The organism is Streptomyces albospinus (genome assembly GCF_014648695.1).
GTDB classification, from domain to species: Bacteria; Actinomycetota; Actinomycetes; order Streptomycetales; family Streptomycetaceae; genus Streptomyces; species Streptomyces albospinus.
The window spans coordinates 1-20,322 of sequence record NZ_BMRP01000054.1 but is presented as its reverse complement, the minus strand read 5'-3'; the positions used below and the strand labels follow the sequence as shown (position 1 = coordinate 20,322).

Here is a 20,322-nt window from a genome sequence, read left to right as displayed (position 1 = left end):
CAGAGCCGCCGCCCCGCCCCCTGCCGCGCCCCGCGCCGTGGCCGGGCCCGGACCCGAAACCCCAGTGCCCGCCCGTGCCGCCGCGCTCCGGCGCCCGCCCCGAACGGAGGTAGCCGCGCAGCAGCCGCTCCGTCTCGGCGACGTCCAGCCGGCGCTGCGGATCGCGCTCCAGGAGGCCGCCGACCACCGCGAGCAACGGCCGGGCCTCCTCGGGGAGTTCGATCTCGTCGTACACGACGGCGTGCAGCACACCGGCCATCGAGTCCCGGCGGAACGGCGTCACCCCGCTCAGTACGGCGCACAGCAGCACCCCGAGCGACCAGAGGTCGGCCTCCGGGCCCGCGCCGCGGCCGGACATCCGCTCGGGCGCGGTGTATTCGGGCGAGCCGACGAAGCCGTTGGTGTCGGTCAGCGTCGTGACGCCCGGGACCTGGGCGATCCCGAAGTCGGTCAGCACGACCCGCCCGGTGCCGTTCTCCATCAGGACGTTCGCCGGCTTGATGTCGCGGTGCAGCACGCCCCGGGTGTGCGCGGCGCGCAGCGCGCCCAGCAGCGCGATCCCGATCCGGGCCGCCTCGCGGGGCGCCAGCGGGCCGCCGCCGGCCAGCCGGTCGGCCAGCGAGGGGCCCTCCACCAGCTCCATCACGATCCACGGCCGGCCGTCCTGCTCGACCACGTCGTGCACCACGATCACATTCGGATGCTTGACCTGGGCGACCGTACGCGCCTCGCGCATCGCCCGGTCCCGCTGCGCCCGCACCTCGGGTTCGGCCGAATCCTCGTCCAAGTGCAGTTCCTTGACCGCGACCTGACGGTTCAGCAGTTCGTCCGTGGCACGCCAGACCGTCCCCATGCCACCGCGGCCCAGCCGTATGCCCAGGCGGTACCGCCCACCGATCAACCGGCCTTCGCCCCCGAAGATCCCCATGGCCTTATCTTGCCGCACGGAGCCGGTGCGGGCGGGGCCGGGCGGGAGCCGTCACCCCGCCGAACGACCGCCGGGTTACCCCGGGTTCGCCGAAAGCCGCACCCGGCCGGCGCCCGCCATGATCCACTGCCCTCATGGAGGCAGTCATCACGAGTGTCGTCGCCGTCCTCGGCACCCTGCTGGGGTCGGCCGTCACCCATGTCTTCCAGAGCCGGACCGCCGACCGCCGCGAGCGCTTCACCCGCGCCGAACGGCTCCGCCAGGAACGCATCGACGCGTACTGCGCCTACGCCGGCGCGCTCCTGGACTACCGCCGGGTCCTCGTGCACCGCTGGTTCGTCGTCCACGAGGAGGACCGCTGCGACGAGGACTCCCCCGAGCTCCGGGAGGAGGTCTACAAGACCCGCTACGCGGCCCAAGAGGCCATGTTCCGCGCCCAGATGGTGACCGACGACCCGGAAATACTGGACCGCACCGAGCAGATCATGGCCGATGTCACCGAGATCCACTGGGCCGAGGACCGCGACACCCTGACGGAACTCCGCGCCACGACGCGCCGGGGCATCCGCGACTTCGTGGCGGCGACGGCCCGCCGCATGCGGTGAACGGACGCGGCGGCCCGTTCCGCCCCCGCCCTTACCCGATCACCTCCCCATACGCCATGATCAACTCACGACACACGGGGTGGAACCTCCCCCGCCCCTCCGCCCGTCCTTGACAAAGTGAGGCGGCGGACACCGCGGCACGGCAACAAGCAGCACGGGAACGGGGATCGGCCATGGCGATGCAGGACGGCGCAGCGCTCGACGTCCGTCCGGGCCCTGACCCGGCCCGCGCCGCACCGGAGCACCACGGTGCCTACCACACCGCTGCTCTCTTCCTGGCCCTCTACGCGAGCGCCCTCACCGGCTGGACGGTCTACGGCATCGTCCAAGGGGGCGGCACCGTCCGGGACTTCGTCGAGGGCCTGTTCAACCCCGGCGCCTCCCCCGCGTCCCAACTGGTCGGCCCCTGGGAATGGGCGTTCACCGCCGCCCTCCTCACGACCGCCGGCCTCGCCCTCGCCCACCGCCGCCTGGCCCGCACCGCCGCCCTCCTGTGCGGCTTCCTCCTCCTCGCCCTCTCCGTACGCGAGGGCGTCGGACTCTTCGACGCCGCCTACCGCGACCAGTACAGCACCGACCCCCTTGGCGGCTGGGTGCTGGCGACCAGGGCACTGGGACTGGTGGTCGCCGTGACCGTGCCGGTCGCCATGTTCCCGGCGACGGAGGGGTGGCGGTCCGGCCGCGGGACCGCGTCGCCCCCCAAGGGACGCCCCCGCCGCCTCTCCCGCATCTGCGGCGCCCTGTTCCTCCTGATGGGCCTGGCCCGCCTCGCCCTGACCGTGAGCGCCCTGACGACGCCCGGTATGGACACCGCCCGCTACCTCCGCGGCATCGTCGACGGCTCGGTCCTCGGCACCCTCAACCTGGCCGCGTCCGGCGAATTCACCACCGTGAGCTCGGTGGTCGTCCTCCTCGTCCTCGGCGCACTGGCCTTCCGCGCCCGCCGCGACATCCGCGGCGCGCTCCTGGTCTTCGCGGCGATGCAGCTCTACCTCACCGTCCGCACGGTCGTCTGGCTGACCGTGACGGACTTCTTCAACCAGTCCTTCGAAACCCCCGAGGGCGCCCTCTCCATGGCCACGACCGCCTACGACCTGGCGGCCATGACCTCGGTCGTCGTCCTGGCCACGGGGCGGGGATTCGGCACCTCGGAGGCGTACGGGGAGCGGGGCGGCGCAGGGGCGGCGGCGGACGGGTGACGGGTGGACCGACGTCGCCTCGCGTGCCGTCAGTCGTACGCCCTGAGCGCGTCCGTCAACTCGCGTCCCTCGGGAGCGCCGTGGCGCAGCAGGACCGCCGCCGTGGTGTGCAGTTCGTTCCAGGCGTGCGGGCGGCCGACGCCGGATGCGTCGGGGACGCTTGCCAGGGCCGCGGTCAGCGCCTGTTCGGCTTCGCCCGCCGCGGCGTGGGCGTGGGCCAGGCACGAGAGATACCAGGTCCTGTCACGGCGGTAGTTGGGCGGTAGGGCGTCCAGGCCCGTCGTGATGTGCCGGGTGGCGGCCGGCCAGTCGCTCAGGTGCATGGCGGCCATGCCGTGCTGGAGGGTGAACCAGGTCTCGTCGTAGAAGTACATCCACGGCGGCTCGTCCTCGGGGTGCTGGGTGGCGCGGCCGATCAGGGCCTGGGCGTCGTCCAGGAGGCGACGGGCGTCATCGGGTTCGTGGTTGAGCGCATGGCCACGGGCTTCCATCTGGGCGGCCATGCCCCGTACGCCCAGCGACGCACCCGGCGCCGACCATCGCGCGGCCTGCGCTAGCCGTACGCAGCGCCGCCCCCGGCCGCCGGACCAGGCCATGTGCGCCTTCATGCTGAGCGTCGTCGCGGCCATGTCGGCGTCCCCGGCCTCCAGCGCCCACTCGTGGGACCGGTCGTACCAGGCGAGCGCTGCTGCCGACTGGCCCTGGTCCTGCGCCATCCAGGCGAGGAACTGGGCGTGCTCGGCGGCCAGCCGCACCACCCGGTCCACCAACGGGCCACGCGCGCCCGCGTAGAGCTTCACGACCGTACGCAGCTGCTGGCCCATCACCTCGACGAGCGGGCCGGAGCCGATGAAGTCCTCGGCCCTGCGGTGTTCCGCCAGCAGGCGGTCCAGCCAGTCCAGGGTCGCGGCATCGACGCTGTGGACGCCGTCCACGGTTGTGGTGACGCGGGCGAGCAGATCCTCGTCGGGAGCCATGCCCGCGAAGGTGAGCCCCGGCACCGGCAAGGCGTCCGCGCCCACCGCCGTGCCGGGCAGCCGCTCCGGCGGGATACCGAGCCCGGCGATGATGCGCTGCCGCACCTCCACCGACGTGACCCGCCGCCGCCCCCGCTCGATCTCCGAGACGTCCGGCTGTACCAGCCCGACGCGCTCTCCGAGCGTCATCTGGCTGACGCCGGTGAGCCGCCGGTACGCGCGGAAGACGGCGCCCCAGTCCTCGTCGGCGACGGCGGCCATGAGCCGAGGGTGGGACCAGAGGTCGGCGGCGAAATCACCCATGTCCCCTAATATAGTGCGGCCCTATAGGGAGTTGGGATGGGTTCGGGCGGCGATCGGCGCGAGGGTCTCGCAGGAGTCGAGAACTCCGCAACCGCCGTGAACTGGAGGCCCCCCATGACCACCCCGTGCACCCCCCGCCTGCTCCCCTGGAACGGGCCCGACGGCCAGCCCTGCTATCTGCTCACCGACCGAGCGGGCGGCGGGTTCGTCTCCCGCCGTGCCGACGAGGTCGAGGCACTGCAACTGCGCATGGGGGCCGGGCTGCTGGAGCACGCGCGGGCGATGATCGACGATCCGGCGGCTGACGCGCGGCAGCTGCGGTTCCTGTCGGCACAGCTCAGCACGGCGCTGCACGACGCCGTACGCGTCGCGGAGAGCCGAGGTGAACGGCTGGCGGACGCCGAGGACGAGGACGGCGGCGGAGACGGCGGCCACCGGGCCTCCTGAGCCTCCGTGGCCGTGCGGGAGAGGTCCCCCTCCGGGCCGCCCCCGCACGCCAGGAACGGCCGCCGCGTGTGGGGGCCGCGGCGGCCGTCGATGTGAACTGCAACGCGTCCTGGGCTTGTGGCCTCTTCAGTGGTGCAGCATGAGAACCACTCTGCCCGCGGGTGCTCCCCGCGACATCGTCCGCAGGTCGCGGGATCACCCCCGCCGGTCGGCGGGGGTGCGGGGCCGTCGCAAGGGGGACCCGTCGGCAGGGGGACGGAGTCGCGCAGCGCCGGGCGGTTCCGGGGGCTCGGATGGGTGCGAAGGAGAAAGGGGCGGCCGGTGATCCGTGTCGCTGTGGTGGATGACGAGCGGCTCGTCAGGTCCGGGCTGCGGATGATTCTGGGGACCGCCCCGGACATCGAGATGGTCGCGGACTGCGGGGGCGCGGAGGCCGTCGAGACGGTCCTGCGGTGCGGCGCGGAGGTCGTCCTGCTCGACATCCGGATGCCGGACGTGGACGGGCTGACCGTGCTGCGCCGGCTGCGCGCCGCCCCGGAGCCGCCCGCCGTGGCGATGCTGACGACCTTCGACGCGCAGGAATACCTGACGGCGGCGCTCCGGGAAGGCGCGGCCGGCTTTCTGCTGAAGGACTCGGATCCGGAGCAACTGGTGCGGGCGGTACGGACGCTGGCGGCGGGCGGGAGCGTACTGGACCCGGGGGTGACCCGGGCGGTGATCGGCGGCTATCTGACGGCCGAGGACCAGGCGGCGGCGACCCGGGCGGTCAGCGGACTGACACCGCGGGAGTCGCAGGTGCTGGCGCTGCTCGGCGAAGGGCTGGGCAATGCGCAGATCGCGGACCGGATGGGGCTGGCGCCGAGCACGGTGAAGGACCATGTGCGCGCGCTGCTGGGCAAATTGGGCGGCATCAACCGCATCCAGGCGGCCATCGTCGCCGACCGTGCGGGGCTGGTGGCGGGGGATCCGCGGGGGGCGTGGTGACATCCGGGGGCGGTGCGTCCCGGATTCGCGGCGGGCGGGCGCTGCGGGACCGCGGCCGGGCGCTCGCCCGCGGCCGCACGGCCCGGTGGCTGCGCCGGATCGGCCCGGTCGTCGTGCCGGTTCTGCTCTCGATCGCCGACGCGCTGCTGGTCAACGGCCTGGGAATGGCCCTGGAACTGGGCGTCTCGGTGGTCGCCGCGGCGGCGCTGCTGCTGCGCCGGCGCTGGCCGCTGCTGGTGTTCCTGGTCACCCTGCCGGGGCTCTACATCGGCTACATCTGGTTCGCGCCGATGATCGCCCTCTACACCCTCGCCGCGCGCCGGCCCGGCCGCGCCCGGCTCGCCGGCTGCGCGCTGCTGCTGATCGCCGCGCACTTCCTCCCGTACCCGATCTCCGACTTCCAGCCGACCGCGTACCGCGAGAACACCCTGGTCCTGATCGACGCCACGGTCACCTCCGCCGCGCCGATCGCGCTCGGCCTGCTCGTCCGCACCCGCCGCGAACTGGCGTCCCGCGTGGAGGAGTTGACCCGCAGCATGCGCCGCGAGGACCGGCTGCTGGCGGAGCGGGTGAAGGCCACCGAACGCGCCCGGCTCGCCCGCGAGATGCACGACGTGGTGGCCCATCAGGTCAGCCTGATCAGCCTCCAGGCCGGCGCCGTACAGGTCAGCACGGCGGACGAGGCGGCCCGTACGGGTGCGCGGACCATCCGCGAGCTGTCGATCCGGACGCTGGAGGAGCTGCGGCACATGGTCGGTGTGCTGCGGGCGGCCGGCGGCGACGCGCAGGAGGCGCGTGAACTGGCGCCGCAGCCGGACCTGGACGAGCTGCCGCGCCTGATCGAGATGAGCGCGCTGGACGTGACGTACGAGGGCGGTGCCGTGGCGGGGGCGGGCCGGCCCAGCGGCGCGGGGACGGTGGAGCGGGCCGCGTACCGCACCGTCCAGGAGGCGCTGACCAATGTCCGCAAGCACGCGCCCGGGGCCCGGGTGCGGGTCCGGATCGACACCCTGGAGCCGGCGGATGCCGCGGAGGGGGCGGAAGCGGGGCTGCGGGTGGAGATCCGCAACGGGCCGCCGGATGCCACGGCGACGGCGCCCGCGCTGCCCGGGGGCGGCCACGGCCTGGTGGGGCTGCGGGAGCGCGCGCAGAGCCTGGGCGGGACGCTGGAGGCGCGCCCCACGTCCGACGGCGGCTTCGTCGTACGGGCGGAATTCCCGTACGGGAGAGGGTGAGGGGACCGGCGGGCCTCCGGGGGCCGCGCAGTGCGCCCGGTGCCTCAGGCGGACAGCGGCGCGGCGGCCTCGTCGACCGCGGTGCGCAGATCGGGGTAGACCTCGAAGAGCCGGCGGACGCCGAGCGCGGCGAGCACGCGGTTGACGTGGGAGCCGTCGACGGCCCCCTGGGCGGGCAGGATCAGCCGCAGCCGCCCCTGACAGGAGCGCATCAGGCGGCGGGCGGCGATCAGTACGCCGACACCGCTGGAATCACAGAACCGGACCTCGGAGAGATCGAGCACGAGGGACCGCCGGCCGTCGGCCACCGCGTCGTGCACGTGCTGGCGCACCGCAGGCGACGTGACCAGGTCCATCTCGCCGGAGACCTGGAGTACGGCCCAGGGGCCCTTCTCGTCCTCTGCCACCTTCAACGACACGCGCTCGAAGCCTTTCGCTCGCTTTCGGACCGGATGCGCCCCGGTTGCATTCGGAACCCACCCTTCCCCGGCTCGGCTGCCCGGCCTCTCTCCCCCGAAACTCTTCCGGATCCTTGGCGTGGCAGGCCGTTCCCTCGTAAGGCTATGCCCATGGGGTGACGGGTTTCCGCCCGCAACCGGTCACACACGCATAACACATGGGTGGAAACGCGCATGAACGGTCCGCATCATTCCGTTTCAACCGGCTTCCAGCGCAGCCTCTCCGGATTCGATCAGGCGTGATCGGGAATCACCACCACACCGTCATCACGCCCTTACCATCCGTATCGCCCTCACGGCGGGCTTTGCCGCAAAGGCGCATGCGGTGTCGGACCCGCGCACTACATTCGGTGTCACGGCGTGCGTACGGACCGCATACGGCAGGCGGACGGGATCCGGTGGCCCGCCGGATCGGGTGAGGCACCGGCGATCGTGAGCGGAGGGACGCGCGCGGGTACGAGAGTGAGCGGGAGTGACGGAACGGGTCACGGTGAGAGGCGGCGGCCGAGGTGTGAGCCCGGCCGCGACGGGCAGGGATGGGGGTCCCATGGGACACGACGCACCACCGCGCTGGGACAGGCGGATGCAGCAGCGGCTCGCCCGCGGCGAAGCAGCCGCGCTCGGTGAGCTCTACGACCGCTTCGCCTCGCTCGTGCACAGCCTCGCCCACCGCGTCCTGGACGACGGGGACGCCGCCGACCGCATCACCCGCGAGGTGTTCGGCTACATCTGGGAGCACCCGGACGCGTACGACCCCAAGCAGGGCTCGCTGCGCTCCTGGGTGGCCGGGATCACCCGCCAGCAGGCCGTCCAGCGGCTGCGCCAGACGGAGGCCGACTCGGCGCGCGACTGCGGCGAGGACGCCCCGGCGCCCGCCGAGATGGAACGGAAGATCCACGAAGCCTCCACGGCCGCCCGCGCCGACTACATCGTCACGTCCATGCCCGCCCCGCTCCGGGACGCCCTGGAGCTCGCGTACTTCCAGCGCCGGGACTACCGCCAGACCGCCGCCGACCTGGGCGTCACGGAGGACGAGGCGCGGCGCCGGCTCCGCCTGGGCCTCCAGCTGCTGTCCACCGCGCACAACCACCAGGCCCTGCCGGCGGTCCCGCTCAGCCGCACCGCCTCCCTGGGGGCGCGCCCCGCGCGTCCCTCGCGGGCCCCGTACTCACCGCCCGGTCCGGGCCCCGGACGGCCGCTGTGACGGGCCCGGACGACTGGGACGGCCGGGAGCACCCCGGAGGGCACGGTGAACGGCCGCGGATACCGTCACCGCGTCCCGCCGCGGAGGACCACGGTCCGCTGCCGGACGCCCCGCCCCTCCCGCCCGCGCCGTTCGCCGAGCTGGTGGGCGACGCCACCACGGGCCTCCCGCACGGCCTGCCGGAGCCCGACCCCGCCCCGGATCCCGGTACCGCCCGGGAGCCCGACCCCGCCCCGCCCCACGACGTCGATCCGGAGTACGAGAGCGATGACGACCCCGTGACCGACGACCGGGACCCGCGCCGCCATCCGCCCCTCCCCGCTCCGGGCGGCGCCCCGCCGCACAAGGTGCTCAAGTCGCTGCTCGGCGCCTGGGCGCTGGCCGCCTGCTCGCCCGAGGAGACGGCCGCGGTGGAGGAGCATCTGACCGACTGCGCCGCCTGCGCGGAGGAGGCCTTGCGGCTGCGCGACGCGGTGGGGCTGCTGCATCCCGCGGACAGCCTCGATCTCGATCCGCTGCTGCGCTCGCGGGTGCTGGAGGGCTGCCTGGGCCGCCGCCCGGCGCGCATCCCGGTGCCCGAGTGGGCGACGCCGTACGACGCGGAGACCGCCAAACTGGACGCGCTGCTGCGGGACATGGGCGAGGCGGAGTGGCGGGCGCCGGTGCGGCTGCGCTGGTTCGACGGTGAGCGGCCGGTCGAGCGCGAGACCACGGTCGGCGGGGTCATCGGGCATCTGATGGCGGTGGACGGGCTGGTCGCGACGGCCCTCGGGCTGCCCGATCCGCTCGGCGCCGCGGCCCCGCCGGACACCCCGAGCCCGCGGCGCCGCACCGAGGCGTACTGGCACACCGCGGGCGAGGAGACGGGCCCGCTCGCCGTCCACGATCCGTGGCGCGAACAGAGCCAGGCGCTGATAAGAACGGCCTCCTTCGCCGGCAGCGGCGCCGCCGAACTGAACGTGCCCTACGGCAAGTTCAGCCTCGCCCTGCGCGACTCCTTCCTGGACCGCGCCTTCGAGTGCTGGGTGCACGCCGGGGACATCGCCGAGGCGGTGGACTATCCGTACGAGCCGCCGGCGTCCGGGCATCTGCACCTGCTGGTGGACCTGGCCGCGCGGCTGCTGCCCGTCGCGCTGGCCGACCGGCGGCGGGCCGGGCTCGCGGCGCCGCCGCAGGGGCTGGTGGCGGCCGGCACCCCGGGCCGCACGCTCCATCTGGAGGTCGAGGGCAACGGCGGCGGCCACTGGTACATAGCCCTGGACTCCCCGGCGGCGCTGGGCTCGCCGGAGTTCACCGTCGCCCATATCGCCCTGGACAGCGACGAGTTCTGCCAGCTGGCCGCCGGGCACATCTCCCCCGAGGAGACCGCGGTGGGGCAGGACGGCGAGCGCGAGGCGATCCGCGACGTGCTGTTCGCGACGGCGGCGCTGTCCCGCCTCTGAGCGGCCGGCCGCGCCCCGCACAGGGCACGGCCCGCCCCGTGGCCGGGTACCCCCGGGCTACGGGACGGGCCGTGCCGCCGTGATGCGGATCCGTCAGGCGAAGACGACCGTGCGGCTTCCGTTGAGCAGCACGCGCCGCTCGCTGTGCCACTTCACGGCGCGCGCCAGCGCCTGGCACTCGACGTCCCGGCCGATCGCCACGAGCTGGTCCGGCGTGACCTCGTGGCCGACGCGCTCGACCTCCTGCTCGATGATCGGGCCCTCGTCGAGGTCCGCGGTGACGTAGTGCGCGGTGGCCCCGATGAGCTTCACCCCGCGGGCGTGCGCCTGGTGGTACGGGCGGGCGCCCTTGAAGCTCGGGAGGAAGGAGTGGTGGATGTTGATGATGCGGCCGGACAGGGCCTTGCAGAGGTCGTCGGAGAGGACCTGCATGTAGCGGGCGAGCACGACCAGCTCGACGCCCTCGTTCCGCACCAGCTCCAGGAGCTGGGCCTCGGCCGCCGCCTTGGTGTCGCGGGTGACCGGGATGTGGTGGAAGGGGACGTCGTACGAGCCGGCGAGCTCGGCGAAGTCCGTGTGGTTGGAGACCACGGCCGCGATCTCGACCGGCAGCGCGCCGATCCGGGAGCGGAAGAGCAGGTCGTTCAGGCAGTGCCCGAACTTGGAGACCATCAGGACGACCCGCATCTTCTCGTCGGCCCGGTGGATCTGCCAGTCCATGGCGAAGGAGTCGCCGACCGCCGCGAAGCTGGCCCGCAGCTTCTCGACGGTGACCGGCGCCTCCGCGCTGAAGTGGACGCGCATGAAGAACAGCCCGGTGTCCCGGTCGCCGAACTGCTGGCTGTCCTCGATGTTGCAGCCGGTGATGAAGAGATAGCTGGACACGGCGTGCACGATCCCCTGCTTGTCCGGGCAGGACAGGGTGAGGACGTACTGGTCGTTGTGATCGTGCTGACCGGGCTGGGTGGGCTGCGACTCGCTCATGACCTCATAGGGTCGCATATCCGCGGACGGGGCCGGACCGGGGCGTCCCGGGAAGCGGTCACATCGGGGCCTGCACGGGGCCGGTCATGACGGCCAGCGCTTCGAGGGAGTGCGGGACGGTGTCCGGATTCTCGCCGTCCGCCACCGCCAGGTGCACATGCGCCTCGCGGGCGGCCCGTACGGCGTCGGGCCAGCCGGGGTGCTCCATGTACGCGGTGACCGGGGCGTCGGCCCCCACCTGGTGCATGATCCGCAGCACCCGCAGCACGGCGGCGTCGACCAGCTGCGCCTCGTGGGCGTCGCGGAAGATCGTGCCGATGTACTTGTCGGCGGACCAGTTGTCCAGCCAGGTGTCCTCGACGAGCCGGTAGACGGCGTCGGTGACGTCTCCGTACCCGGGCCGACCGGGCAGCCAGGTCTGCTGCTGGAAGACGGGGTCGGAGAGCATGTGCAGCGCGGAGCGCACATTGCTGCGCCAGCGCCACCACGGCATGTCAGTGAGTGGCATACCGCCCATGGTGGTCGAGCGGCGCCCGCGACGGGAAGACTTCTCCGAACCTTGCACAGCATTCGATCGTACGTTCCGCCCCGATGATCTCAAGCGGCCCCCCGGAGTTCACCCCTCCGTCACCACTCGTTACCCGGACGTCACTCACTCGTTCCGGGCGGAGCGGCAGGCTGCGGAGTCATGACCGGACGGCGACGCCCCTCCCCCCGCCCCTTCCCCCACACCTCCGCGGTCGCCTCCGCGGCGGCGTGCACGGCGGTCGTCGCGTCGCTGCTCTCGGGCTGCGGCTCCATCCCAGGAGCGGACTCCGGGGACAAGGACCCGGTCACGGTGATGACCTGGGCCCCGGAAGGCACCAAGACGACCAATATGCCGGGTATGCCGGCCATGGCGGAGGCGTATGCCCGCTGGGTCAACTCGCACGGCGGGATAGCCGGCCACCCGTTAAAGGTCCTCACCTGCAACGAGCACAACGACTCGGCGGATGCCACGCGGTGCGCCCAGCGCGCGGTGGACGCGGGCGCGGTGGCGGTCGTCGGCTCGTACAGCCAGTACGGCCGCTCGTTCATGTCCCCGCTGGAGGTCGCGGGCATCCCGTACATCGGCGGGTACGGCGCCTCCGAGGAGGAGTTCGCCAGCCCGCTCTCGTACCCCGTCAACGGCGGCCAGGCCGCCCTCCTGGCCGGGAACGGGCGCCAGTTGGCCGGCGACTGCAAGCGGGTGGCGCTGGTCCGCCCGGACAGCATCCAGGGCGACCAGATGCCGTCGCTGCTCGACGCCGGGCTACAGAGCGGCAGCCGCAGCCCGGCCCGGGACGTCAAGGCGCCCGAGGACGGCACCGACTACTCGACCCAGGTGGCCGCCGCCCTGAAGGCGGTAGGCGCGGACCCGGCCGTCTACGGAACGGCGGCCGGGGGCGGCGAGGCGACCGGTTCCTGCGTGTCCGCCTCCCTGGGCGACCACACGGACACCTTCTTCGACTCCTTCCGGCGGCTCCAGGAGGAGAGCCCCAAGGTGCGGGTGGCGTCCGTACTGGGCAGCGTCGACCAGTCGACGGTGAACCGCACGGGCGGCGCCACCGGCCCGCTGGAGGGCGCGGACATCACCGGCTGGTACCCGGTCGCCGGCGATCCGCGCTGGCTGCCGATGCGCCGGGTCATCAACGAGGAAGCGTTCAACGACAGCCGCATCGACCCGGCCGACCAGGGCGTCCAGACGACCTGGATCGCCTACACCGTGCTGCGCGCGGTGATCCAGCAGCTCGACGACGCGGGCGTCGAGGACATCACCGCGCACGCCATCCAGACCACCCTGGACCGCGGCGACCGCGCCATCGACACCGGCGGACTCACGCCGAAGCTGCGCTGGCGCGGCGACGACATGCTGGCCGTCACGGACTTCCCGCGCATCGTCAACGGCATGGTGACGTATCAGGTCGTCCGCAACGGCGAGTTGGTCGCCGCCCAGGACGGCTTCGTGAACGTCACCACGACGCTGGAGCGGCGGCGCACGGACACCGGCGACTGACGCCAGGCCGGGCGGCCGGACAAGCCGCCTCGCCCGTGCGGTGGTTCACAGTTGCTCGGGCTGATGCTGCGTCAGGCCGTACTTCTGGGCGATCGGGTTCCAGATGCCGGCCGCCTGCTGCTTCGCCGTGGTCGCGTCGCCGCTGGCCGCGTTGCCCTGCGAGGCTTCCTTGCCGCCCTTGGGGTGGCCGTCGTCGCACCCCTCCTTGCCGGCCGCCTTGTCGGCCCAGGCCGCATAGGAGTTGTCCGCGGCGGCCGAGGACTGCCATGCCTTGGTCAGCGCGGCGGTCAGCGCGGCGTTGTTCGGGATCTTGTCCACGGGGAGCTGCTGGAGGCGCTTGACCAGGTCGTTGCGCTGTCCGGCGGCGGACCGCAGGTCCTTGGCCGCACCGTCCAGATTGGTGCAGCTCTTGATGCTCTGCACGGCGCCGATCACCGACGAGCGGCTGTTGTTGCTGTCGCCGAGCAGCGCGTCCAGCCCCTTGGCCTGGGCCTCGGCCGGGTCGCCGGCCGTCTTGGACCCGTCGTCCTTCGCCGACTTGGCGGTGCTCGTGCCGGGGTCCTGCTTCTTGCCGGGGTCGTCGCCGCCGCTGCTCCCGCCGCTGAGCGCCCAGCCGAGGCCGAGGCCGGCGCCCGCGAGCGCCACGACGATCACGCCGATGATCACGGCAGGGGGGAGCTTGCCGCGCCCCCGGCCGCCGCCGCCCTCGTAGGCGGCGGGCTGGTCGAGGCCGCCACCGGGCGGGAACTGCTGGCCGTAGCCGCCGTGTTGGCCGTAGGCGGGGCGGCCGGGGTCCTCGACGCGCGGCAGCTGCGCGGTGGCGTCCGGCGCGGGGACGCCGCCCGGCGCGGCCGGCTCGGCGCGGAACAGGCCCTCGAACTCGGCGGGCGTCGGGCGGTCGCCGTGAGCGCCGGGGGCGCCGTACGCGGCGGCACCGGGCTGCGGGGCGGGCGTGGCGCCACCGCCGACCGGCGGGATCAGCTGGGTGGCCTCCGAGCCGTCCGTGGGCACCGCGCCGGGCATCGGCGCGGACTGCGGCAGCGGCTGCCCCTGCGCCGGGCCCTGGTTCTGCCGGACCGGCCGCAGCAGCTGGGTGGACTCACCGGCCGCCTCGGGCGGCAGCGGGGCGGCACCGGGGGCGCCGGCGGGGCGGCCGGCGACGGGGGTGAGGAAGGTGGTCGCCTCGTTGGCGGCGGGCGGCAGCGGCGCACCTGCCTGCCGGGTCGCACGGACCACTTCGCCGGAGGCGGCCGGGTACGGGCCCGGGGCCTGCGGACCGTACGGGTCCGGCTGCTGGGCGGCGGCGTGCGGTCCGCTCTCGGGCGGCAGGCCACCGGAAGGCGCCGCGTGCGCGCCGGGCGCGCTCTGGTCGGCGGGGGCCGGCTGCGGGGCCTGCGCGCCGAAGGATATGAGGGCGGTCGCCTCGGCGTCCGCGGCGGCGGGCGGCAGCGGCGCACCGGCCTGCTGCGCGGCGGCGGGCTCCGGGGCCGGCTGCCCGGACGCCTGCTGCGGCGGCGCGGACGGCATGGGCGGCAGCGGCTGCTGCCCCTGCGGGAAGCCCTGGTTCTGCGGTGGCAGCGGCTGCTGCGGCAGGGGTGCGGCGGGCTGCTGCGGCGATGCCTCCGGGAGCGGGGCCGACGCCGGGGCAGCCGCGTGCTTCCCTTGGGACGGGGCGGAGGGGAAGCCGTGGCCCGGCGCCTGCCCGTACGGCTGCGACTGGCCCTGCCCGTATTCCGGCTGCTGCCCGGGCGGCTGCTGGCCGGGGCCCCAGGGCTGGCCCCACGGCTGGCCGGCCGGCGGCGCGGCCTGTTGGGCGGGCACCCATGCGTCGCCGCCTCCACCGGCGGGCAGCACTACGCCCTCTCTGGCCGGGCCGGCCGCAGAATTCTGCGGGTCGTGACCCTGTCCGCTCTGCGTCACCGGGACTCCTACCATCGTGCAGACCTACGGGATCGTCGGCTGCACGCTACCGGGTCGCAGCAACGTTCGACCACGTGTCCAGGTCACCACCCCCTTTGCCCCCGTGGGCGCCGCCCGGGCGCGCCGCCCGCGTACGGGGCGGACCGGAATACCGGTCCGCCCCCGCAACGGAGGGCCGAACGCGCCTCGCGCGCCCTCGTCCTCTCCGTCCTTTTCCTCGTGCCTCCGCTCTCTTCTCCGGCGCCCCTGAGGCGTTGCTCACGCCGCCACGGCGCGCAGTTCCATCCGTGCGGCGAATTCCCTTACGACGGGTTCGTCCTGATACGGCTCCAAACGCTGCTGGAAGTCGTCCAGATATTCCGAGCCCCGGTCCGAGCGCAGCCCGGTCAGCAGCTCCACCGCCTGCGTGCCCGTATGGCATGCCTGCTCGATCTCGCGCTGCTGCACCTGGGCACTGGCCAGCAGCACCATCCCGATGGCCCGCCGCCGCGCGCGGCCCGCCGGATGGCCGTCGAGCGCCTCCCGGGCCCGCTGCCCGGCGGGCCCCGGCTGCCCCAAGTCCCGGTGGCAATGAGCCAGTTCATCGGCCAGATACGCCCGGTCGAAGTGGCCGATCCAATCCGGGTCGTCGCCCGCGCCGACGCTCGCCTCGGCGCGCTCCATCGCGGACAGCGCCCGGCCGGCCACCGCCTGGAACGCCCGGCCGTCGCCCAGCAGGGCGTGCCCGCGGGCCTCGGCCGCGCAGAACATCGCCTCCGCCCTGGGCGTGACCTGGCCCCGCGCGCCCTCCTGGGCGGCCCGCGCGAGCTGTGCGATCTCCCGCGGATTGCCCAGCGACGCGGCCAGGTGGCTCATGCTGGCGGCGAGCACATAGCCGCCGTAGCCGCGGTCGCCGGCCGCCTGCGCCAGCCGCAGCGCCTGGATGTAGTAGCGCTGCGCCAGGCCCGGTTGGCCGGTGTCGACGGCCATGTAGCCGCCCAGTTCCGTCAAACGCGCGACGGCGGCGAAGAGTTCCCGCCCGACCGCCTCGCGGTACGAGCCCGCCAGCAGGCCGGAGACGACGCTGTTGAGGTAGTGCACGACGACCGGCCGGACGTGCCCGGCGCCGAAGCGGTGGTCGAGTTCACTGAGCGCCGTCGTCATGGCGCGCACCGCAGCGACGTCCGAAATGCCCACTCTGGCACCGGCGTTGCGGGCGACCTGGGTGTCCGCCCCGGTGATCAGCCAGTCCCGGCTGGGCTCCACGAGCGCGGAGGCCGCGACCGTCGAGCCACTGAGGAAGTCCCGTCGCCCGACGTCGCTGCGCCACAGCTCGCAGACCTGCTCGATGGCTCCGAGGACGGTCGGCGAGAACTGCAAACCCACCCCGGACGCGAGGTTCTTGCCGTCGGCCATCCCGATCTCGTCGATGGTGACCGTACGGCCCAGTTTGCGGCCCAGCGCCTCCGCGATGACGGCCGGGGCGCGGCCCCGTGGTTGCTGCCCGCGCAGCCAACGGGCCACGGAGGTCTTGTCGTAGCGCAGATCGAGACCGTGTTCCGCACCGCACATGTTGACGCGGCGGGCCAGCCCCGCATTGGAGCAGGCGGCTTCCTGGATGAGCGCTTGCAGCCGCTCATTGGGCTGGCGCGCGACGAGTGGCCTGGCGGCCATGCTTGTACCCCCTGTACTGCTGTTACTGCTGCGCGTTCACCGGCGAACGCCGTTCCTCGCGATCAATTCCCCACACATATCCCGGATATCCGGGACATCCTGGATATGCGCGGTACGAACCGGGGCCGGGCGCTTTGCAGCAGACGCACGGGATACGAGCGATATGCGCGATACCCGTGCGTCGTCATGCGAAGCCCCACGGCCGAAGTCCGAGGTGTGAAGCGCTGATCCGCGAGAAGGGAAGGCGCGCGGTGTCCGTGCACCGGTCGCGGCGCCGCGGCGCAGAGCTCCCCTTTTGCCCGCGGGCTGCCGCCGGGCGGCCTCTCCGCCCGTCATGCAGGTGGCTACCCGCTCCCCGGCCCCCGGCCGCATACGCGCCCCCATCGGTGCATCCATGCGCCCCACGTGCGAGAACGATGCGCCGGGGCTGTCACCCATTCGGCCGTAACCGTTGGTGACAGGGGCAGTTGTCATCTGCGTGGAAGAGACCATCGGAGTCACAGGAGCCTCGCAGATCCCCAAGCAGCGCGGCGAGCAGCTGCTCGACACTGCGGTGCGTTACGCGGAAGAACGCCACTGGGACGTGTTCCCCGGCGCATGGCTGGAGCACGACGACGAACGGCCGCGCTGCTCGTGCGACGCCGCCGACTGCACCTCGCCCGGCGCCCATCCGACCGCGCCCGGCTGGGCCGGCCTGGCCAGCGGCACCGCCTCCGCCGTCCGCCGGATGTGGAGCAAGCAGCCGCGCGCGTCGATCCTGCTGCCCACGGGCCGGACGTTCGAGGCGCTCGACGTTCCCGAGACCGCCGGCTGCCTGGCGCTGGCCCGTATGGAGCGGATGGGGCTGACGCTCGGCCCGGTGACCCGCACCCCCGACCGCCGGATGCTCTTCCTCGTACTGCCCGGCGCCTCGGCGAAGGTGCCCGACATGGTCCGGAATCTGGGCTGGGCGCCGGCCGCCCTGGACCTGATCTGCCGCGGCGAGGGCGAGTACATCGCCGCGCCGCCGACGCGCATGGGGCCGCACGGTTCGGTGCAGTGGGCCCGCCGCCCCACCGCGAGCAACCGCTGGCTGCCCGATGCGGAGGAGCTGATCAGCCCGCTGGCGTACGCCTGCGCGCGCGATGCGGCGGCGGCCCGGAGCCGCTGATCCACAGCCCCCCGCGGGGTGTCGGCGCCTGCCCGTATCGTGGAACGCGGACGGGGGTCACGACCGGACCCCTGCGGGGACGTCGAAGGGCAGGCCGTGGCCAGCAAACCGGAAGAAATGCACAAACAGGACGAGTCGGCCGCGACCTCGGGCGGTGCCGTGGACGGCCCGCCCGCTGTCCGCATCGAGGGCCTGTGGAAGAGGTTCGGCGAGCAGACCGCCGTCCACGGCATCGATCTGACGCTGCCCGCGGGCCACTTCATCGGCCTGGTCGGCCCCAACGGCGCGGGCAAGACCACCACTCTCTCCATGGTGACCGGCCTGCTGCGGCCGGACTCCGGGCTGGTCGAGATCGGCGGGCACGACGTCTGGCGCGACCCGGTGGCCGTGAAGTCCCGGATCGGCGTCCTGCCCGAGGGGCTGCGCCTCTTCGAGCGGCTGTCGGGACGCGAACTCCTCGGCTACATAGGCAGATTGCGCGGCCTTCCGGGGAGCGAGGTCGACAAGCGGGCCGACCAGCTGCTGGACGTCCTCGACCTGTCCGGCTCCCAGCACAAGCTCGTCGTGGACTACTCCACGGGCATGCGCAAGAAGATCGGGCTGGCCGCCGCGCTGCTGCACAACCCCGAGATCCTCTTCCTGGACGAGCCCTTCGAGGGCGTCGACCCCGTCTCCGCGCAGACCATCCGCGGCGTCCTGGAGCGCTACACCTCCTCCGGCGCGACGGTGATCTTCTCCAGCCATGTGATGGAGCTGGTCGAGTCCCTGTGTGACTGGGTCGCGGTGATGGCCGCCGGGCGCATCCGGGCGCAGGGGCCGATCGCCGAAGTGCGCGGCGATGCGCCCTCGTTGCAGAACGCCTTCCTGGAGCTGGTCGGCGCGAACCGCGGCGCCGGGAAGAACCTGGACTGGCTGGGCGGCGGCGCCCGATGAGCACCGCAGCAGCCCCCGCCCCCACGTCCCCGACCGCCGTCTTCATACGGCTCAAGCTGACGCTGCTGCGCAACGGCCTGCGCCAGTCCGCGGGGCGCACCGCCGCGTATGTCATCTCCTTCATCGGTGCGCTGGCGCTCGCCGTCGGTGTGGTGGCCGCGCAGATCGCACTGCGCGGCAACGCCCATGCCGGCGCGCTCACCGTCCTGATCACCGGGATCCTCACCCTCGCCTGGGCGGTGATGCCGCTGTTCTTCCCCGCGGGTGACGAGACCCTCGACCCGACCCGGCTGGTCATGCTGCCGCTGCGACCGCGACCGCTGGTCCGCTCGCTGCTGGTGGCGTCCCTGGTCGGCATCGGCCCGGTCTTCACGCTCGCCCTGGTCACCGGCTCGGTGATCGCGGTCGCGCACGGGGCGGCGGGCGCAGCCATCGGCGTACTGGCCGCCGTCCTCGTGGTGCTCGTCTGCGTCACCCTGGCACGGGCCGTCGCCACCGCCTCGGTGCGGCTGCTGACCAGCCGCCGGGGCCGCGACCTCGCCGTGCTCAGCGGCCTGTTCATCGCGGTCGGCGCCCAGGGCGTCAATATCGCCGCCAGCCGGCTGGGCCGCCCGGACGGCCTGTCCGTACTGGAGCCGCTGGGCAACGTCCTGCGCTGGGTGCCGCCCGCCTCCGCGATCAGCGCGGTGGACGACGCCGGCCACGGCGCCTACGGGCGCGCGGCGGCCGGCCTCGCACTGACCGTGCTGGCGCTGGCCCTGCTCCTCTGGTGGTGGCAGCGCACCCTCACGACCCTGATGACGGCGCCGGACTCCTCCACCCTCCAGACCGCGGACAAGAACAGCGCCCGCCGCTCCGGAAGCGAGGAGCGCGGCCTCGCTCGGCTGCTGCCGGGCGGTCGTACGGGCACGGTCATGCTGCGTGCGCTGCGCTACGCCTGGCGCGACCCGAAGTCGAAGATGTCCTGGGCGACGGCGCTCGGCGTCGGCCTTCTCGTGCCCATCGTCAACGCCGTCCAGGGCCACGGCAGCATCTACACCGCCTTCTCGGCGTCCGCGCTGATCGGGATGCAGATGTACAACCAGTTCGGGCAGGACACCTCGGCGTTCTGGATGGTGGCTTCGACGATCTCCAGCCCGCGGGACGCGCATCACGAACTGCGCGCCCGTGCGCTGACACTGGCGCTGGTGGCCGTCCCGTACGTCACGCTGGTCGTGCTCGGCACCGCGGCCTTCGTCGGTCCCTGGTCGGCCTTCCCTGAGGTCTACGGCCTCTCGCTGGCCCTGCTGGGCGGGCTGCTGGCCACGGGAGCGATGGCCTCGGCGCTCTTCCCGTACTCGATCCCCTCCGAGGGCAACAAGAACGTCGCACCCGGCCAGGCCGGCATCGCCTGGATCAGCCTCTTCGGCGGCTTCCTGACGGCCGCCGTGCTGAACCTCCCGATGCTCGCGCTGACCCTCTGGCTCCATATAGCGGGCATGCAAAGCCTGTTGTGGGTGCTGCTGCCGGCCGGCGCGGTGTACGGGCTCGGCATCGCGGCCCTGGGTATGCGCCTCGCGGCTCCCCGGGTCGTGGCCCGGCTCCCGGAGATCCTGGCGGCGGTCAGCAAGGGGTGAGGGCGAAGGCGAGGCGCCGGTGGGGGGCGAAGGCGGGGCCTCGGTGGGGGCGAAGGCGAGGCGCCAGTGGGCGCTGGTCGGGGCTGAGGGGGGCGCCGTTGATGCGCCGCCCTGGTGACGGCATCTCGTTGACGGGTTCCTGTTGACGGACTTTCGCTGACGGACTTTCGCTGAAGGTTTTCCGTTGGCGGGCTCCGTTGGCGGGCTCCCGTTGGCAGGCTCCGTTGGCGGGCTCCCGTTGGCAGGCTC

Annotated in this window: 18 protein-coding genes; 11 read left to right on the top strand and 7 right to left on the bottom strand. The window is 73.5% G+C overall.

The window, feature by feature from the left end:
• On the bottom strand, positions 1–928 hold a 928-nt coding region (locus IEZ17_RS36500), incomplete at its 3' end, for a serine/threonine-protein kinase (protein ID WP_189307879.1).
• A 134-nt stretch (positions 929–1,062) separates the two neighbouring features.
• On the opposite strand from IEZ17_RS36500, the gene kilB reads away from it, so the two are divergent.
• Both kilB and IEZ17_RS36490 read left to right on the top strand, forming a co-directional pair.
• A complete protein-coding gene (gene kilB / locus IEZ17_RS36495) occupies positions 1,063–1,533 on the top strand; it encodes a plasmid transfer protein KilB (protein WP_189307877.1) in 471 nt (156 codons plus the stop codon).
• A gap of 173 nt (positions 1,534–1,706) precedes the next feature.
• On the top strand, positions 1,707–2,732 hold the full coding sequence (locus IEZ17_RS36490) for a hypothetical protein (protein ID WP_189307875.1): 1,026 nt from the start codon (positions 1,707–1,709) through the stop codon (positions 2,730–2,732).
• 29 nt (positions 2,733–2,761) lie between these two features.
• On the opposite strand, the gene IEZ17_RS36485 is transcribed toward IEZ17_RS36490, so the two are convergent.
• Complete coding sequence (locus IEZ17_RS36485) at positions 2,762–4,012, bottom strand: helix-turn-helix domain-containing protein (protein WP_189307873.1); 1,251 nt, start codon at positions 4,010–4,012, stop codon at positions 2,762–2,764.
• A gap of 114 nt (positions 4,013–4,126) precedes the next feature.
• Between IEZ17_RS36485 and IEZ17_RS36480 the strand changes: the two genes are divergently transcribed.
• From IEZ17_RS36480 to IEZ17_RS36470, 3 genes are all read left to right on the top strand, one after another.
• Entirely contained in the window at positions 4,127–4,459 is a 333-nt protein-coding gene (locus tag IEZ17_RS36480) for a hypothetical protein (RefSeq protein WP_189307871.1), read from the top strand.
• Positions 4,460–4,780: 321 nt separating this feature from the next.
• Positions 4,781–5,443 (top strand): response regulator, encoded by a 663-nt coding sequence (locus IEZ17_RS36475; protein WP_189307869.1) that lies wholly within the window; start codon positions 4,781–4,783, stop codon positions 5,441–5,443.
• Positions 5,444–5,532: 89 nt separating this feature from the next.
• Positions 5,533–6,678, top strand: coding sequence for a sensor histidine kinase (locus tag IEZ17_RS36470; protein WP_189307915.1), 1,146 nt, complete (start codon positions 5,533–5,535; stop codon positions 6,676–6,678).
• A 44-nt stretch (positions 6,679–6,722) separates the two neighbouring features.
• Here IEZ17_RS36470 and IEZ17_RS36465 read toward each other — a convergent pair whose 3' ends face one another.
• Positions 6,723–7,097 carry an STAS domain-containing protein gene (locus IEZ17_RS36465; RefSeq protein WP_030087372.1) on the bottom strand — a complete coding sequence of 125 codons (375 nt, stop codon included), beginning with the start codon at positions 7,095–7,097 and terminating at the stop codon, positions 6,723–6,725.
• A gap of 586 nt (positions 7,098–7,683) precedes the next feature.
• On the opposite strand from IEZ17_RS36465, the gene IEZ17_RS36460 reads away from it, so the two are divergent.
• Positions 7,684–8,340: a sigma-70 family RNA polymerase sigma factor gene (locus IEZ17_RS36460; protein WP_189307867.1), complete on the top strand. Its 657-nt coding sequence runs from the start codon at positions 7,684–7,686 to the stop codon at positions 8,338–8,340.
• Positions 8,337–9,782 (top strand): zf-HC2 domain-containing protein, encoded by a 1,446-nt coding sequence (locus tag IEZ17_RS36455; RefSeq protein ID WP_189307865.1) that lies wholly within the window; start codon positions 8,337–8,339, stop codon positions 9,780–9,782. Before IEZ17_RS36460 ends, IEZ17_RS36455 begins: the two co-directional genes overlap by 4 nt.
• A gap of 93 nt (positions 9,783–9,875) precedes the next feature.
• Here IEZ17_RS36455 and purU read toward each other — a convergent pair whose 3' ends face one another.
• Both purU and IEZ17_RS36445 read right to left on the bottom strand, forming a co-directional pair.
• Positions 9,876–10,766, bottom strand: a complete 891-nt coding sequence (purU, locus tag IEZ17_RS36450; protein ID WP_189307863.1) for a formyltetrahydrofolate deformylase — start codon at positions 10,764–10,766, stop codon at positions 9,876–9,878.
• Between the two features lie 58 nt (positions 10,767–10,824).
• A complete protein-coding gene (locus IEZ17_RS36445; RefSeq protein WP_189307913.1) occupies positions 10,825–11,283 on the bottom strand; it encodes an SCO4402 family protein in 459 nt (152 codons plus the stop codon).
• 171 nt (positions 11,284–11,454) lie between these two features.
• Here IEZ17_RS36445 and IEZ17_RS36440 point away from each other — a divergent pair, with 171 nt between their 5' ends.
• Positions 11,455–12,801 (top strand): ABC transporter substrate-binding protein, encoded by a 1,347-nt coding sequence (locus IEZ17_RS36440; protein ID WP_189307861.1) that lies wholly within the window; start codon positions 11,455–11,457, stop codon positions 12,799–12,801.
• 45 nt (positions 12,802–12,846) lie between these two features.
• Here IEZ17_RS36440 and IEZ17_RS36435 read toward each other — a convergent pair whose 3' ends face one another.
• Entirely contained in the window at positions 12,847–14,721 is a 1,875-nt protein-coding gene (locus tag IEZ17_RS36435) for a hypothetical protein (RefSeq protein ID WP_229852987.1), read from the bottom strand.
• Between the two features lie 258 nt (positions 14,722–14,979).
• Positions 14,980–16,374 (bottom strand): NsdA family TPR-like regulatory protein, encoded by a 1,395-nt coding sequence (locus IEZ17_RS36430; protein WP_189307859.1) that lies wholly within the window; start codon positions 16,372–16,374, stop codon positions 14,980–14,982.
• Between the two features lie 478 nt (positions 16,375–16,852).
• Between IEZ17_RS36430 and IEZ17_RS36425 the strand changes: the two genes are divergently transcribed.
• The 3 genes from IEZ17_RS36425 to IEZ17_RS36415 all read left to right on the top strand — a co-directional run bounded on the left by IEZ17_RS36425 (position 16,853) and on the right by IEZ17_RS36415 (position 20,073).
• Complete coding sequence (locus tag IEZ17_RS36425; protein ID WP_189307857.1) at positions 16,853–17,524, top strand: bifunctional DNA primase/polymerase; 672 nt, start codon at positions 16,853–16,855, stop codon at positions 17,522–17,524.
• Between the two features lie 117 nt (positions 17,525–17,641).
• Positions 17,642–18,457 carry an ABC transporter ATP-binding protein gene (locus tag IEZ17_RS36420; protein WP_229852988.1) on the top strand — a complete coding sequence of 272 codons (816 nt, stop codon included), beginning with the start codon at positions 17,642–17,644 and terminating at the stop codon, positions 18,455–18,457.
• On the top strand, positions 18,454–20,073 hold the full coding sequence (locus tag IEZ17_RS36415; protein WP_189307853.1) for a transporter: 1,620 nt from the start codon (positions 18,454–18,456) through the stop codon (positions 20,071–20,073). The genes IEZ17_RS36420 and IEZ17_RS36415 overlap by 4 nt, the downstream gene beginning before the upstream one ends.
• Positions 20,074–20,322: the final 249 nt, after the last annotated feature.

Coding starts and splice junctions, on each gene's coding strand:
- kilB (WP_189307877.1), top strand. CDS start 1,063: ATGGAGGCAGTCATCACGAGTGTCGTCGCCGTCCTCGGCACCCTGCTG.
- IEZ17_RS36490 (WP_189307875.1), top strand. CDS start 1,707: ATGGCGATGCAGGACGGCGCAGCGCTCGACGTCCGTCCGGGCCCTGAC.
- IEZ17_RS36485 (WP_189307873.1), bottom strand. CDS start 4,012: ATGGGTGATTTCGCCGCCGACCTCTGGTCCCACCCTCGGCTCATGGCC.
- IEZ17_RS36480 (WP_189307871.1), top strand. CDS start 4,127: ATGACCACCCCGTGCACCCCCCGCCTGCTCCCCTGGAACGGGCCCGAC.
- IEZ17_RS36460 (WP_189307867.1), top strand. CDS start 7,684: ATGGGACACGACGCACCACCGCGCTGGGACAGGCGGATGCAGCAGCGG.
- purU (WP_189307863.1), bottom strand. CDS start 10,766: ATGAGCGAGTCGCAGCCCACCCAGCCCGGTCAGCACGATCACAACGAC.
- IEZ17_RS36445 (WP_189307913.1), bottom strand. CDS start 11,283: ATGGGCGGTATGCCACTCACTGACATGCCGTGGTGGCGCTGGCGCAGC.
- IEZ17_RS36440 (WP_189307861.1), top strand. CDS start 11,455: ATGACCGGACGGCGACGCCCCTCCCCCCGCCCCTTCCCCCACACCTCC.
- IEZ17_RS36430 (WP_189307859.1), bottom strand. CDS start 16,374: ATGGCCGCCAGGCCACTCGTCGCGCGCCAGCCCAATGAGCGGCTGCAA.
- IEZ17_RS36420 (WP_229852988.1), top strand. CDS start 17,642: ATGCACAAACAGGACGAGTCGGCCGCGACCTCGGGCGGTGCCGTGGAC.
- IEZ17_RS36415 (WP_189307853.1), top strand. CDS start 18,454: ATGAGCACCGCAGCAGCCCCCGCCCCCACGTCCCCGACCGCCGTCTTC.